This window comes from Streptomyces sp. IMTB 2501, from assembly GCF_001953885.1.
Lineage (GTDB): Bacteria > Actinomycetota > Actinomycetes > Streptomycetales > Streptomycetaceae > Streptomyces.
The window spans coordinates 340,012-355,392 of record NZ_MQUS01000001.1; the positions used below are offsets into that span (position 1 = coordinate 340,012).

11 protein-coding genes and 1 pseudogene are annotated in these 15,381 nt (G+C 69.7%); 7 read left to right on the forward strand and 5 right to left on the reverse strand.

Translation table 11 applies throughout. The annotated features are described in order from the left end of the window. Positions 1-159: 159 nt before the first annotated feature. The 6 genes from AV521_RS01685 to AV521_RS01710 all read left to right on the forward strand — a co-directional run bounded on the left by AV521_RS01685 (position 160) and on the right by AV521_RS01710 (position 8,150). Positions 160-1,206: a LacI family DNA-binding transcriptional regulator gene (locus tag AV521_RS01685; RefSeq protein WP_076082444.1), complete on the forward strand. Its 1,047-nt coding sequence runs from the start codon at positions 160-162 to the stop codon at positions 1,204-1,206. A 140-nt stretch (positions 1,207-1,346) separates the two neighbouring features. Next, positions 1,347-2,594: an extracellular solute-binding protein gene (locus tag AV521_RS01690; protein WP_076082446.1), complete on the forward strand. Its 1,248-nt coding sequence runs from the start codon at positions 1,347-1,349 to the stop codon at positions 2,592-2,594. Between the two features lie 10 nt (positions 2,595-2,604). Further along, positions 2,605-3,588 carry a carbohydrate ABC transporter permease gene (locus tag AV521_RS01695; protein WP_076082447.1) on the forward strand — a complete coding sequence of 328 codons (984 nt, stop codon included), beginning with the start codon at positions 2,605-2,607 and terminating at the stop codon, positions 3,586-3,588. Then, positions 3,585-4,409, forward strand: a complete 825-nt coding sequence (locus AV521_RS01700) for a carbohydrate ABC transporter permease (protein WP_076082449.1) — start codon at positions 3,585-3,587, stop codon at positions 4,407-4,409. The genes AV521_RS01695 and AV521_RS01700 overlap by 4 nt, the downstream gene beginning before the upstream one ends. A gap of 84 nt (positions 4,410-4,493) precedes the next feature. Then, positions 4,494-6,230, forward strand: a complete 1,737-nt coding sequence (locus AV521_RS01705) for an amylo-alpha-1,6-glucosidase (protein ID WP_076082450.1) — start codon at positions 4,494-4,496, stop codon at positions 6,228-6,230. A 66-nt stretch (positions 6,231-6,296) separates the two neighbouring features. Further along, a complete protein-coding gene (locus AV521_RS01710; RefSeq protein WP_079249066.1) occupies positions 6,297-8,150 on the forward strand; it encodes an RICIN domain-containing protein in 1,854 nt (617 codons plus the stop codon). A 27-nt stretch (positions 8,151-8,177) separates the two neighbouring features. On the opposite strand, the pseudogene AV521_RS01720 reads toward AV521_RS01710, so the two are convergent. Continuing rightward, positions 8,178-8,890 (reverse strand): annotated as a pseudogene (locus AV521_RS01720) (alpha/beta fold hydrolase); the annotation flags it as partial. Between the two features lie 58 nt (positions 8,891-8,948). On the opposite strand from AV521_RS01720, the gene AV521_RS47425 reads away from it, so the two are divergent. After that, positions 8,949-9,428, forward strand: a complete 480-nt coding sequence (locus AV521_RS47425) for a hypothetical protein (RefSeq protein WP_179022734.1) — start codon at positions 8,949-8,951, stop codon at positions 9,426-9,428. A gap of 65 nt (positions 9,429-9,493) precedes the next feature. On the opposite strand, the gene AV521_RS01730 is transcribed toward AV521_RS47425, so the two are convergent. The 4 genes from AV521_RS01730 to AV521_RS52200 form a co-directional block, all read right to left on the reverse strand. Beyond that, positions 9,494-11,425, reverse strand: coding sequence for an alpha-L-fucosidase (locus AV521_RS01730; RefSeq protein ID WP_076082453.1), 1,932 nt, complete (start codon positions 11,423-11,425; stop codon positions 9,494-9,496). Positions 11,426-11,588: 163 nt separating this feature from the next. Continuing rightward, positions 11,589-13,334 carry a cellulase family glycosylhydrolase gene (locus AV521_RS01735; RefSeq protein WP_076083426.1) on the reverse strand — a complete coding sequence of 582 codons (1,746 nt, stop codon included), beginning with the start codon at positions 13,332-13,334 and terminating at the stop codon, positions 11,589-11,591. A 50-nt stretch (positions 13,335-13,384) separates the two neighbouring features. Further along, positions 13,385-14,884 carry a glycoside hydrolase family 43 protein gene (locus tag AV521_RS01740; protein ID WP_076082454.1) on the reverse strand — a complete coding sequence of 500 codons (1,500 nt, stop codon included), beginning with the start codon at positions 14,882-14,884 and terminating at the stop codon, positions 13,385-13,387. Positions 14,885-15,001: 117 nt separating this feature from the next. Then, positions 15,002-15,361, reverse strand: coding sequence for a hypothetical protein (locus AV521_RS52200; protein ID WP_305965129.1), 360 nt, complete (start codon positions 15,359-15,361; stop codon positions 15,002-15,004). Between the last annotated feature and the right edge of the window lie 20 nt (positions 15,362-15,381).

The window sequence follows — 15,381 nt, forward strand, 5'->3', positions numbered from 1 at the left end:
TGCGGTCGGAGGTGTTGACAGGCCTTCGGGCGATTCCTACCTTCACTTCATGCGAACCGGTTCGACAAACCGGAGATCACTTCTTCACCGTTCCCAGCCTCAGGCGCCCGGCGCTGTGTTCCTCCCGGAGCAGCGAACCGGTTCGAGCAAGGAGTCCCCGTGAACATCGGTGAGATCGCCAAGCGGGCCGGTGTCTCGCGGAGCACCGTGTCGTACGCGCTGAGCGGCAAGCGCCCGGTGTCGGAGGAGACGCGCCGGAAGATCCAGCAGGTCGTCGACGAGCTGGGCTACCGGCCCAGCGCCAGTGCCCGCGCGCTGGCCAACGGCCGGACCAGCACGATCGGTCTGGTCTTCCCGCCGGCCGGGAACCACTACACGGGGATGCAGCTGGACTTCATCGGCAGTGTGGTGGAGGCCGCCGCGGCCTACGACTACGACGTGCTGCTGTCCCCGAGCGGAGTGGACAGCGACCGCTCCTTCCAGCGGCTGCTGGGCGAGCGACGGGTCGACGGCGCGATCCTGATGGAGATCAGGCTGGAGGACGACCGGGTCGATCACCTGGCCGCGCTGGACTTCCCCTCCGTCGCCATCGGCCGCACCGCCCATCCGGAGCGCGGCTGGTGGGTGGGCCTGGACCACACCGCGCTGGCGGCGGCGTGTGTGCACCACCTGGCGGATCTCGGCCATCGCCGGGTCGCCTTCGTCAACCGTCCCGAGCAGCTGCTGCGGGCCGGGTACGAGTCCGCGCACCGTGGCCTGGACGGCTTCACCAAGGCCGCGGCCGAGCGCGGGCTGACGGTGCGGACGTACTGCTGCGGGGACGACGCCGCGTCCGGCCAGGCATGCGTGGAGCAGATCCTGCGCGACGACCCGGCCACCACGGCCCTGGTCACGCTGAACGAAGCCGCTCTGGGCGGCCTCTACCGGGGGCTCGCCCGGGCGGGCCGCCATGTGCCGTGCGACTTCTCCGTCACCGGGGTGGTGGCCGGCCGGTGGGCGGAGACTGTGACCCCGCAGCTCACCGCGGCGGACGTACCGGCGGCGGAGATGGGCCGGCGAGCCGTCGACCTGCTGGTGGAGCGGCTCGGTCATCCCGACGCGCCGCCCCGGCACCATCTCCTCACGCCGCCGATCTCCCTGCGGGCCAGCACCGGGCCCGCGGGAGTCGCACCCACCGCGGACGCGGGGTCCGGTACGACGCCCTGACCGCACCCACTTAACCGTCTTCACCCCTCGTCACACCACCGGACGCTCGCACTGCTCAACGGTGCCGTTCGCCGTGCCCGTCTCTCCTCTTCAGCTCGCGCCCTCGGCATTGTCATGCCCAAAACAAAGGAATCCCTGCAATGAAGCACTCCTCCGGACAGCGTCGTCTGACCGCAGCAGCCCTCACAGCCCTGGCCGTGGCCGTCAGCGCCACCGCCTGTTCCTCCGGTTCGGGCACCACCGACGCCAAGGGTGCCGGCAGCGGCACGTACACCGTCTGGGACCCGTACCCGCAGTTCGACAAGGGCTCGGCCTGGGTGAAGTTGCTGGACCGGTGCGGCACCGGGGCCGGGGTGAAGATCAAGCGGACCGCCTTCGACACCAGCGACCTGGGCAACAAGACACTGCTGGCGGCGCAGCAGGGCAACTCGCCGGACGTGCTCGTCGTGGACAACCCGGTGGTGTCGACCCTGGCCGAGGCGGGCGTGCTCACCACGACCGACGACACCAAGCTGGACACCGCGAAGGCGGACCCCAACCTGCTCGCGGCCGGCCAGTCGGGCGGCAAGACGTACGGCACGCCGATCGGCGCCAACACCCTCGCCCTCTACTACAACAGGAAGGTGCTGAAGGAAGCCGGGGTGGACATTGCCTCGGTCAAGGACTGGACGTCGCTGACGGCGGCGCTGGCGAAGGTCAAGAAGGCGGGCAAGAAGGGCGTCACGTTCTCGGCGATCGGCACGGAGGAGGGAAGTTTCCAGTTCCTGCCGTGGTTCTGGGGCGCGGGTGCCAAGCTGACCGGGCTCGACTCAGCGCAGGCCGTGTCCGCCCTGTCGCTGTGGACGGACTGGCTGAAGCAGGGCTACGCCCCCAACTCGGTGCTCAACAACACCCAGACCACCAGCTGGCAGGAGTTCGCCGGCGGCGACTACGCCTTCGCGGAGAACGGCACCTGGCAGCTCGCCAACGCGAGGAAGGCCGGGCTCGACTACGGGGTGCTGCCCATCCCCGCGGCCACGGGAGGCAATGCGGCGGCCCCGACCGGCGGCGAGCTCGTCACCATCCCGGTCCAGGACGACACCGCCCGCTACACCACCTCCCGGAAGCTCACCACCTGCCTGACCAGCGCCCAGAACCTCTACGACACCGACACCACGCTGTCCTACGTGGCCCCCACCAGCGAGGTCCAGAACAAGCAGGTGGCGGCGAACGCCGAGCTGAAGCCATGGGTCGACGCGGTCAAGTCGGCCAAGGGGCGCACGAGCGACGGCCTGGGCACCAAGTACCCCAAGATCTCCGAGCAGATGTGGAAGGCCGTCCAGTCCGCCCTCAGCGGGTCCAAGTCGCCCAAGGACGCGCTCACTTCGGCGCAGGACGCGGTCAAGTGAGGTGGGACCGATGAAACAGACCACCCATCCGCCGGACCGCCGGTCCGCGCGCGTCCGGGACGGAGCGTCCATCGCCGCCCCGTCCCCGGCCCGCACCAGGACACGCCGCCGTCCGACCTCCCAGCAGTGGGCCGCCTGGGGATTCCTCGCCCCGGTGACCGTCTATCTCGCCCTCTTCTATGCCTATCCGCTGTACCGCAACCTCGATCTCAGCCTGCGCCATTACACCGTCCGCTCCTTCGTGCAGGGCAACGCACCCTTCACGGGCCTGAGGAACTATCAGACCGTCTTCGACGACCCCACCTTCACCCCGGCCCTGCTCCACACGGCCGTCTTCACCGCCGTGTGCCTGGTCTTCCAGTACGCCATCGGCCTGGCCCTCGCGGTCTTCTTCAACCAGCACTTCCGGCTGTCGGCCACCCTGCGCGCCCTGTTCCTGGTGCCCTGGCTGCTGCCGCTCATCGTGTCGGCCTCCACCTGGTCGTGGATGCTCAACAGCGACTCCGGCGTCGTCAACGCCCTGGTGAGCGCCGTCGGCATCGAGCCGGTGAACTGGCTGACCTCACCGTCCTGGTCGCTGACCTCGGTGATCATCGCGAACATCTGGATCGGTGTCCCGTTCAACCTGGTCGTCCTCTACAGCGGCCTGCAGTCCATCCCCGCGAACCTGTACGAGGCCGCCGCCCTCGACGGGGCGAACGCCTGGCAGCGTTTCTGGCGCGTCACCTTCCCGCTGCTGCGCCCGGTGTCCGCGATCACCCTGCTGCTCGGGCTGGTCTACACGCTCAAGGTCTTCGACATCATCTGGATCATGACCAAGGGCGGCCCGGCGGACTCGTCCACCACCTTCGCCACCTGGTCCTACCAGCTCGGTTTCGGCAACCTCCTGCCCGCCTTCGGCCCGGGCGCGGCCGTCGGCAACCTGCTCGTGGTCGCCGCCCTGGTCTTCGGCCTGGTCTACGTCCGGGTCCAGCGGAGGCAGGCGCTGTCATGAGCCGAAGCACCAGCCGTACGTGGTGGAAGACGACCGTCGGCGTCCTGCTGACCGCGATCATGCTCTTCCCGGTCTACTGGATGCTCAACGTGTCCTTGACCCGCGACCAGGACATGCGCAAGAGCCCGCCCGATCTGCTCCCTGTGCACGGCACCCTGGCCGGCTACCGCACCGTCCTCGACGAGCAGTTGCCCTACCTCGGCACCAGCCTCGTGATCGGCCTGGGCACCGTCGTCCTGACCGTGGTCCTGGCCGCGCCCGCCGGCTACGCCCTGGCCAAGCTGCGCCCACGCGGTGGCGGCATCCTGAGCTTCTTCCTGCTGGCCGCACAGATGATCCCCGGCATCATCATGGCGATGGGCTTCTACGCCATCTACCTCCAACTGGGTCTGCTCCAGTCCGTCCCCGGGCTGATCGTCGCCGACTCGACCCTGGCCGTCCCGTTCGCGGTCCTGATCTTCACGGCGTTCATGTCCGGCATTCCCGGTGAGCTGCTCCAGGCCGCGCAGGTGGACGGGGCGAGGGCCCTGCGCACCTTCTGGTCCGTGGTGCTGCCGATGAGCCGCAACGCCGTCGTCACGGTCTCCCTGTTCGCCTTCCTGTGGTCCTGGTCCGACTTCGTCTTCGCCAGCACCCTCGCGGGCGGCGGCGCCCACGAGCCGATCACGCTCGGCATCTACCACTACATCGGCAACAACAACCAGCAGTGGAACGCCATCATGGCGACCGCCGTCGTCGCCTCGCTGCCGACCGCCGTGATCCTCGTCCTCGCCCAGCGCCATGTCGCCGCCGGCGTGACCGCCGGCGCCGTCAAGGACTGAGAGTCCTCCCTCCCGTCACGACCGCTCCGGCCGCACGCACGCCAGTCGGCCGGTGCCCCCTGCCCGAGAAACGAGTGACGCATCATGACCGCCGCCCCGTCCGGCCCGGCCTTCTCCGTCCACGACATTCCGTTCAGCACATACGGATCCTGGTTCGACATCTCGCCCGTGGTGGCCGAGAAGACGTACGCCGAGGACCTCCACCTCGTCTCGCACCAGAACGGCATGCACGGCGTCCTGCGCCTGGTCCCGCTGGACCCGGCGACGGGCGAGCGGGCCGCGGCCCGCGTCGAGGCGACACCGGGCCTGCTCAGCTGGATCGGCGAGGGCGGCCAGGTCGACCTCGCCTACGAGTCGCCGGACACCGTACGGCTGCGGGGGAGCGGCCTGGGCATCAGCGTCTTCGCCGCCGTGCGGGCCCTGACCCCGTTCAGCGGAACGTACTTCTTCCACGACCCGGCAGCGAACGGGCACGTGTTCACCTCGTACGAGACCGGACGCCGTTACCGCGTCACCGTGCTGTCCGGCACCCTCGCCGCCCCGGCCGGTGCCCAGGCGCTGGGCAGCGGCGACCGCGGTCTCGCCATGACCACCGCGGTGGACGGGACCTGGGAGATGGCGATCGAGGAAATGGACACCTCTCGTCCGCCCTACGCGTCCTCGGCGCCTTTCGACGAGATCGTGGGGGCCGCGAAGAGAGGCTTCAGGGAATTCGTCGACGCCGTGGCCCCCTGGCGCTCGTCCGCCACCCCGGCCGCCGAGCTCGCCGTCTACGTCGTCTGGTCGGCGACCGTACGACCGACCGGCCTGGTCACCCGCCCCGCCGTGCTGATGTCCAAGCACTGGATGGACAAGGTCTGGAGCTGGGACCACTGCTTCAACGCCCTTGCCCTGGCGCCCGGTTGCCCCGAACTGGCCCTGGACCAGTTCGCCCTGCCCTTCGACCACCAGGACGACAGCGGCGCCCTGCCCGACTCGGTCACCCACTCCGAGGTGCTCTACAACTTCGTCAAGCCGCCCATCCACGGCTGGGCCTTCGGCCACCTGCGCCGCCGCCTGCCGACACCTCTCGGCCGGACCGAACTGGCAGAGGTGTACGGCAGGTTGGAGCGCTGGACCGATTTCTGGCTCACCGCACGGAGAGCCCCCGGCGCCGAACTGGCCCACTACCAGCATGGCAACGACAGCGGCTGGGACAACGCCACCACCTTCGACCCCGAGCGCGTGGTCGTCACCGCCGACCTGGCCGCCTTCCTCGTCCTCCAGCTGCGCGAACTCGCCGAGCTGGCAGCCGAGTTGGGAAGGGGGGACGAGGCGTGCCGGTGGACCCGGGCGGCCGAGGATTCCCAGACGGCACTGCTGGAGCAGCTATGGAGCGGGGACAGATTCGTCGCCCGAGGTGTCGCCGGCGGGGACACCTGGAGCAGTTCGAGCCTCCTGGACCTGATGCCCATCGTGCTGGGCGAGCACCTGCCCGGCGAGGTCGCCAGCGCCCTGGCCGACCACATCAAGGCTCATCTGACCCCGTACGGCCTCGCCACCGAACTGACCACCTCACCGCACTACCTCGCCGACGGCTACTGGCGCGGTCCGATCTGGGCCCCGGCCACCGTCCTCGTCGAGGACGGCCTGCGCCGCGCCGGCCACCACCGGCTGGCGGACGACATCAGCGCCCGCTTCCGCGCCCTGTGCGAGACCCACGGCTTCGCCGAGAACTTCGACGCCCTCACCGGCACGGGGCTGCGCGACCGCGCCTACACCTGGACCGCCAGCAGCTATCTCCTGCTGGCCGAAGCACACGCACACCGAGACGGCCGCTGACCGGCTGCCTCCCCCAATAGCCCCCGGACCGTCCGGGCCCCGCCACACCCATGCAGGAGCCGCACCATGAAATCGCCCCGGATACACCCCAGCCCCACCACCCGCGCCGGACGCCGAACGGTCCCCTCCGTCGCCGTCCTGCTGACCGCTCTGGCTGCGACCCTCGTGCCCGCAGCCCCGTCACAGGCCGCCGACACCGGCGTCACGGTGGACTTCGCGACAGCCGGAGGCGCACCCACCTACCGCGCCTCCGGCATGATCTACGGGATGACGCCGAACGGGTCACTGCCGCAGGACCACTTCTTCAAGGACATCAAGTGGCACTTCATGCGGGCCGGTGGCGCCCAGCTCAACAGCGGCGGCTACGGCACCAGCCTCGCCGACTACCAGACCCGCTGGAACGCCACGCTCGCCCAGTACAAGCGCACCGCGGCCCTCGGTGGCACCTTCGTGCTGCTCCCGCACGACCTGTGGGGCGCGGACAGCACCACCAGCCAGGGCTGGCCCGGCGACAACGGTGACTGGACGAAGTTCGACAACTTCGTCACGCAGCTGATCAACGACGTCAAAGCCAACCACATGACCGTCGAGTGGGATCTGTGGAACGAGCCCGACGGCAGGGGCTTCTGGGCTCCCTCGCAGAGCCAGTACCTGCAGATGTGGTCCCGCTTCTACGCCCGGGTGCGGGCGGCCTTCCCGGGCCAGCTCATCGTCGGCCCCAGCATGGCGGGCCAGCCGACCTCCTCCAACACCTGGTGGACCACCTACCTCACCTACGTCAAGGCCAACGACGTCGCCCCCGACATCTACAGCTGGCACGACGAACCCGCTGACCCCGTCCCGGGCGTCGCCAGTGCCAACACCACCCTCGCCGCGGCAGGCCTGACCAACACCCGCCCGTACCAGATCAACGAGTACGCGGCGCTCTCCCAGCAGAACCCCGGTGGTGGTGCTTGGTTCATCGGCCGTCTGGAGCGCGCCGGCGCCGACGGCCTGCGCGGCAACTGGGCCTCCGGCACGAACCTGCACGACTACGAGGCCAACCTGCTCACGAAGAACAGCTCCGGCCAGTACCTGCCGCTGGGCGAGTGGTTCATGTACCGCTACTACGGTTCACAGTCCGGCAACATCGTCAACCTCACTCCGGGCGCCGGCACCGACGGCCTCGCCACCAAGGACAACACCGCCAAGAACGCCAAGATCCTGCTCGGCAGCAACGGCAACACCGGTAATGTCACCGTCAACCTCACCGGCCTGAACACGACCTCGGTGGTGGAGGGCGGCAAGGTCCGCGCCGTCGTCCAGCGCGTCCCCTACAACGGCGGCGCCGCGGTGACCGGGCCGGAGACGATCTCCGACACCACCCTGACCGTCGGCAACAACGCGGCCTCGGTCAGCATCCCCTGGAGCAACGCCAAGGACGGCTACACCGTCACCCTGCTCCCGCCGTCCAACACCGCCGTCTCGACCGTCGCCGTCAGCCAGAACAGCGGCCAGTGCCTGGACGACACCAACCTGAGCACCGCCAATGGCACGCAGTACCAGCAGTACCACTGCGAGGGCGGCTACCAGCAGATGCTCGACCTCAACCCAGTGAGCGGAAAGACCAACACCTACACCGTGGTCAACGAGCTGAGCGGCAAGTGCCTGGACGTCTCCGGGGCGTCCACCGCCGACGGCGCCGTCGTCATCCAGTACACCTGCAGCGGCGCGGCCAACCAGCAGTTCACCCTCAACCCCGTCACCGCGCTCGGCAGCAACAAGGACTACCAACTCGTCGCCGTCCACAGCGGCAAGTGCGTCGACGTCAGCAACATCTCCACCGCTCCGGGAGCCCTCATCCACCAGTGGACCTGCGACCCGGCCAGCGCCCTCAGCACCAAGAAGAACCAGATCTGGCGACTCCCCGGCAAGTTCTGACGGCTGAAAACGGGTCCGCTACTGTAGTCAGTTCACGGACGCGAACGGGTCGAGGGCCTGGAGCACATGGTCGCGTGTCGTCGCGCTGCCCAGATGCCCCGCGCCTTCAACGACGACCAACTCGGAGCCAGGCCAGGCACGGTGGAGTCGGCGGTAGGCGCTGAAGGCGCCGCTCGTCTCACCGGACAGGACCCGCCCTCCCAGGCACACCAGTCGGTCGTGGCCTTCTCCCGTACAGCATCGTCGGGGTGCTCCATCAGGCGGGCGTGGGCCGCGACGACGTCTTCATCTCGTGACATGCCGTCAGCCCCCGCGAGGAAACGCTCCCACTGCTCGGGGAAGAACCGGCCGACGCCTCGGTAGAGCCAGTCGATCTCCGAAAGCCGGGCGGTGGTGACACCGGAGATGACGATCTCGCTCACCCGCTCCGGATGCCGTTCGGCCAAGGCCAGGATGAGCGTGGAGCCCCAGGAACCGCCGTGCAGCAGCCAGCGGTCGATGCCCAGGTGCTCCCTGAGCCGCTCCATGTCAGCGATCAGCTGGTGGGTGGTGTTGTGCCGCATGTCGGTCGCGGGGTCGCTCGCGTGGGGAGTGCTGCGGCCGCGGCCGCGCTGGTCGAAGAGGACGATCCGGTAGCGGTCCGGGGTGAAGTACCGGCGCACGCCCGTGCCGCACCCCGATCCCGGCTCGCCGTGGACGACGAGCCCGAGCTTGCCGTCCGGGTCGCCGCAGACCTCCCAGCGCCACGAGCAGGCTCCCGCACGCCTCGTGGCGGCGGCCGGGGTCTGGTACGACGAGGTGGGCAACCTTCCCGCTGAACTGCCTCTGCGCGCCGCGCCCGGAAGCCCGCTCGCGCTGCCTGAGGGCGGAACCGCGACACACGGGGTGGACGGACTGACGGTGGTCGACGCCGAGGTGCTCGCCGAGTACGAGCACCCGCACTTCGGCCGCTGGCCCGCGATCACCACCCGCCGCCACGGCGCGGGCCATGTCACCTGCGTCGGCACCGTACCCGGACGCGGCACCGCCCGCGCACTTGCCGAGTGGCTGTCGTCCGCACCCAGCAGCGGATGGGGCACCCTGCCCGCGTCCGTGACCGTGACGACCGGCAACTGCCCCGACGGGCGACGCGCGCACGTGGTGCACGACTGGAGCTGGCAGGAGGCCGCCGTCCGTGCACCCGGCGATCTGACCGACGTCCTCGACGGCAGCGTGATTCCCGTCGGCACATCGGTGGGCCTCGGCGCCTGGGACGTCCGGGTCTTCGTCACTTCCTGAGGCTTTCCCGGGAACCGGAGGCTTTGGTCTGTGTGGCCAAGCCCCCGGTTCCACGTGTCCAGCGCCTACGATCCCAGCTCGGCGGAGAAGGGCCGGTCGTAGACCTCGAAGTTGCGTATGGACGCCCATGCCCCGGAAGGCAACCCGGTGACCGTGACTCGCACATACCGCGCCCGGGTCCGGAACAGGGCGACCTGGACCTGACTGGTGCTGGTGGTGGCCGTGTTGTCGGCCAGCGTGCTCCACCTGCGGTTGTCGACGGAACCCTCAATTACGTAACGGTAGTTGGTCCTGTCCAGTTCCCAGGCGATGCGGGTGCCGGTCAGCGGCCGGGGCGAGCCGAGGTCGACCTTGAGCCAGTGGCCGGTGCCGCCGTCGTTCGCACACCACCGGGTCGCGGTGGAACCGTCCACCGCTCTCGCGGCGGTGTTGCCCTTCGAGGACTCCTCGCTGTCGGCCGTCGCCGTCCGGCCGACGGCGATGTCGGCCGGCTGCACGGACCGGTCCAGCGTGACGCCGATGACGCTGTCCTCGGGATGGGTGGTGCGGTCGATGCCGGTGATCGTCACCCGGCCGTCACCTTCGGCCGAGTACGCCAGGCCGGCACCGGTGCGCACATCGAAGGCCCGCACGATCCTGGCGTCACCGAGCGACGGGACGGTGAACGAGGTGCCGCTGTAGCCGGGCAGCAGGTGCACGAAGAACGTATCGTCCTTGTAGGTGAAGCCGTACTGGCCGTCGACCGGGTTCCACGGGCCGCCGCGGGTGCCGTAGACCGACCGGCCGTAGGACGTCATGAAGGTGCCGATCCGCCGCAGCAGCCCGGCCTGGGCGTCGGACACCGTGCCGTGCCGGTCCGGGCCGACGTTGACCATCACGGTCATGTTCCGCACCCAGCAGTTGACCAGGATGTCCATGGCGGAGCCGTAACTCATCACGGTGCCATCGGAGTTGTAGCCCCAGGTGCTGCCGACGCTGAACACCTTCTCGACGAGCCCGGTGCGGATCGCCCCGCTCGGGACGGAAGGGCCCTCGTCGCTGGCGTAGTCGCCTGTCCAGCCCGAGCGTGAGGTGGCGACGATCCCGGGCTGGTGCTTGCGCACCATGCCCATCAGCCCCAGCGGTCTGCCATCGTCGTCCGTCTCGCCGTAGACGGCGTCCACCGGCCACTCGTTGGCGGGGTCGCGGTACCGGCCGGGCTCCCAGAAGAACGCGCCGTCCGCGTCGCTGCCCTGCTCCGCCACCCAGCCGCCGTCCCACCACAGGTCGTCGATCGGGCCGTACCGGGTGACCAGCTCCTTGACCGACTGGTACACCTCGGTCTTCATGACTCGCGCGTTCTCCTTGTGCGCGGGATCGGTCGTGTAGTTCCAGGGGTTGGGCGCGCAGTGGGTGCCGCGGACGTCGTAGTAGCCGGGATAGCGCCAGTCGATCGGCGAGTAGTACAGGCCCACCTTCAGACCCGCCGCCCGCACCGCCGCGACGTAGTCCTTGACGAAGTCGCGGCCCAGCGGCGCCTGCCCGGAGTTCCAGCTGTTGGGGTGGTTCAGCGGCCACAGCGCGAAACCGTCGTGGTGTCGCGTGGTCAGCGTCACGTACCTCGCTCCGAAGTCCTTGGCCAGCCGCGCCCAGGCCTCCGGGTCGTAGGCGTCCGCGGTGAACTGCTCGTCGGTGGCGTCGGTGACGTATTTCCGGTAGTCCGCCGGCGTGATGGGGGCGCTGTGCATCCACCACTCGCCCTTGGCCGGGCCCGCGTACACGCCCCAGTGGATGAACATGCCCAGCTTGGCGTCCTGGAGCCACTGGATCGTGGAATCCGGCTGCTGCTCGACCCCCATGTCGGTCCTCGGGATCCGCAGGGCGGGCAGTGGCAGTGGCTGGGGTGCGGTGGGCGCTGCGTACACGGGTGCCGCCACCGTGGCGGAACCGACCGCGGTGGCCACCGTCATGGCCGCCATGGCGGCGAGTACCGATCTGCGTGAGGTGTGTTCCGGCAACGTGGACCCTCCTGTTCGATCGTTCTCCGAGACATTGGATGAATGACGAACGCCGGTGGCGTCTCTGTCGAGGCACGGCCGGCGCCCCTCAGCGCGCCGGGACGCGGGGTGTGCCCTGGTCACCCGGCACGGGAGCGGGCAACCAGGTCGGAGGGCCGGTCGGTCAGGACGCCGTGCCGGTCACCGAGCTCCCGGACTTCGTCACGTGGTACATGACGATGGCGCCGCTCCAGAAGTGGAACTTCAGCGTCACCGGCGCGTTGTCGTGCAGCGCCTTCAGGAAGTCGGACGTCAGGGTGATCCTGCCGCCCGCGTAGTCGGGCGAGAAGGACTGGTTGAACTGCTGGTACGGGGTCCAGTCGGCCGGGCCGGCGTTGCCGCCGTCGGCGTACGTGGCCTCCATGGTCGCCAGCACGTCACCGCGGTACTGCGTGGGAAGGGCGAACGAGCCGCTCGTGCCCTTGGTGCTCGACAGCACCGGGGTGTCGTAGGTGATGACGTCGATCTTCCAGGGCAGCCCGCGGGAGAACCGGGCCTGGAGCGTCGCGTTCACCCCGTACGCGCGATTGCCGGTCAGACGGGTCAGCGCGGTGGCCGTGAGGGTGAGCCGGTCGCCGGACACGGTGTAGTCCCGTCCCGCGACCAGCTTCTCGCTGCCCTGCCACAGACCCCGGAAGGTGGTGCCGTTCGGGTTCAGGGTGAGTGACTGGGCCGTGATCGGGGTCGACTTCGCCACGAAGACCTGGTCGGAGGAGGCGGTACCCGAGCGGGTGCTCCAGCTCGACTTGATCCAGGTGAACAGGGCGGGGTCACGCCACTTGAGGGTGGAGCGGTTCAGGTAGGAGAAGGGGTCCCACAGGGCGGTGGTGACCCCGGCGACCCGCGCCTGGTGTCCGAGCTGCTCCAGGTACTTCAGTCCCTCACCCCGCTCGATGGGGTCGGGGTGGTTGTAGTCGGGCCAGCTGAGCGTGCCGTACTCGCCGAGGTAGACCGGGATGCCCTTGGCGACGAACGTGTCGTGCATCCGGGTGAAGGCGTCGGTCAGGTCCTTCTGGGCGGTGGCGTCGTACCGGATGCCGCCCGCGACGTTCACGCTGAACGGGTACCAGCTGTAGTAGTGCACCGTGGCGACCAGGTTGCGGTCGTGCAGTGCCCCGATCGTGGCGGACAGGTCGTCCATGAGGTTCTGGGCGGGTGTACAGCCCTGCGTGGGCAGGACGAGCAGGCGGTTGGTGTTCCCGCCACCCGTGGAGCGGACGACCTTGTGGAAGGAGGTGTTCAGCTCGTTCAGGAACTGGGTCTTCTGCGCGGGCGTTGCGTTGTTGAACTGCGGTTCGTTGACGCTCTCGAAGAGCAGGGTGCGCGGCTCGTTCCGGAACGTGGTGGCGATCTGGGACCAGGAGGAGCCGAAGCGGGCGAGCACCTTGTCGTGGTTGGTGGCCATGTCAGCGATCCACTGCCACGAGTCGTGGTGGACATTGATCACGACGTACAGGCCGTCGGCCAGCGCCCAGTCGACCACCTGCTTGACGCGGTTCATGTACGTGGCGTCGATGGTGTAGGGCGCGGTGGCGGACTGGTGGTCGGTCCAGGTCACCGGGATGCGGACGCTGCGGAAGCCCTGAGCGCGGATGGTGTCGAACAGGGACTTGGTGACCGCGGGATTGCCCCAGGAGGTCTCGTCCGGGATGGCGTCCAGCGTGTTGCCCAGGTTCCAGCTGGGCTGCATGGCCGCCACGGCGTCCATGGCGGAGGCCGGAACCCTGACCTGGGTCCGCGCCGGGCCGTCGGCCGCCGCCATCGTGGTGCCGCTGGACAAGCCCACGATGGCGAGCAGCGTCAGCAGCAGGGCGGCCAGGCGCCCGGGGCCGCGGCTGCGGCGGTGTGCGGGGTGCCGTATGTCCTTCACCTGTCGTTCCTTTCGCTCGGGCGTCGGGTTGTTGGTGGTCGGATCGGTGGTCATGGTCTGAGGGGCTCGTATGTGAACCAGTCGAAGTGGACGGTGCCGGCCGCGGCGTACATGCCGATGACGCGGCCCGTGAAGCCGCCGGCGACCTCGGTCGACAGGTAGCGGCCGTCGAGGGCCGCGAGCGCGGTGAAGGTGCCGTCGGGCTGCTCGACGCCGAGGGAGACGACGTCGGGGCCGGTGCGGGCATCGTGCGGCGGCGGAGGGTCGGTGATCGTGAGGGCGAGGACCACCGGCCCGTCGGGTACGGGCTGTGCGGCCACGACCGTGCGCAGGGAGCCGACGCGCGCGATCACCCGCACTTCGCGGCCGGACGCCTCGATCGCGTAGTGGTGCCGCTCGTCCAGCCGCACGGCCAGGCCGCCGGTTCCGGCCGAGGGATCGAGCAGGGTCCGCGCGCGGCACGACAGGTGCTGCTGGCGCCGGCCGGTGAAGACGACGTCGGGTTCGTCGAGGTCGGCGCCCCGCGCGCGGAGCGTCAGCCATCCGGGGCGCTCCTTGGTGGTGCAGTGCTCGGCCGGGCGGTCCCGCACGGAGATCCACGACGGGCGCAGTTCGCTCAGGTCGAAGTCGTCCCTCGGCTCCTCGACGGGTCCAGGGACCAGAGGCCACGGGAGTTCCGGCAGGTCCAGGGCGACCTCGCCGACCACCGGCCAGCCGTCCACCCAGGTCACGGGCGCCAGGAAGGTCTCCCGGCCGAGCACGTGCCAGCCGGGCGTGCCGCCGCCCGGCCGTACCCCGAGCAGCACCATCCACCACGAGCCGTCGGGCGCCTGGACCAGATCGGCGTGCCCGGTGTTCTGCACGGGGTGGTCGGTGCTGCGGTGGGTGAGGATCGGGTTGGCCGGGCAGGGCTCGAACGGGCCGCTCGGTGTCGGACCGCGGGCGATCGCCACGCCGTGGCCCCGCTCGGTGCCCCCCACGGCGATGAGCAGGTACCAGTAGTCGCCTATCCGGTACAGGTGCGGCGCCTCCGGGGCTTTGTCACCTGGTGCGCCGGACCACAACTTCCGCGGTGTCCCGTACGTTTCCCCGGTGTGCGGGTCGATGCGTACCTGCGCGATCCCGGCGACGGTGCACCAGCAGGTGCCGTCCTCGTCCCAGGCCAGGTCGGGATCGATGCCGGGCACACCGGGGAGCCGGACGGGCTCCGACCACGGTCCGGCGGGGTCGGTGGCGGTGACGAGCAGGTTGCCGCCGCCTCCGCTCACGTTGGTGACGATCAGCCAGAAACGCTCGTCGTGGTGGCGCAGGGTGGGGGCGTAGATCCCGGCGGAGGACGGCACATCGGCCGCCAGACGCAGCTGACTCGGCCGGTCCAGGGCGTTGCCGATCTGCGTCCAGTGCACCAGGTCACGGCTGTGGAAGAGGGGTACGCCGGGGAAGTACTCGAAGCTGGAGCAGGCGAGGTAGTAGTCGTCGCCGACCCGGCAGATGCTGGGGTCGGGGTGGAAGCCGGGGATCACGGGGTTGGCGGGGCCGGTGTCAGACAAGCCACCAGGTCCTTTCGGTATACGGGATGTACGTGACTCAGCCGGATGTTCCGTCCGGAGGGGGCGCGTTGAGGCGGCTGAGCCGGAGCAGCACGGCGGCGGGCGCGGTGGGCAGGGTCACGGTGAGGTGGCCGGTGTCCGGGTGCCAGCTGGTGGTGACCTGGCTGGAGACCGGCAGAGCAGGTCCACGCGGACGTGTGTGCCGCGCAGGTGCGGAAGGCGGAGAGTCGCGGAGGGCTCGGTGCCGGGGCGGCGCCAGGCCGTGAGGTAGGTGGTGCCGCCGGTGCGCAGGGCCAGTGCGATCCAGGGGTCGTCCCAGGCGGGAAGGCCGAGGGGCCAGCAGGGCACGGCCTGTGCCAGGTCGGCGCGGACGGCCTTGTACACCGTCATCGCTTCGTGGACGAGGGCGCGTGCCTCGGGCCGCAGTTCGGACAGCCGGCCGGAGAGGTGGATACGGCCCAGGAGGGCGTTGGCCATCGTGAACGCGACCTCGTCGA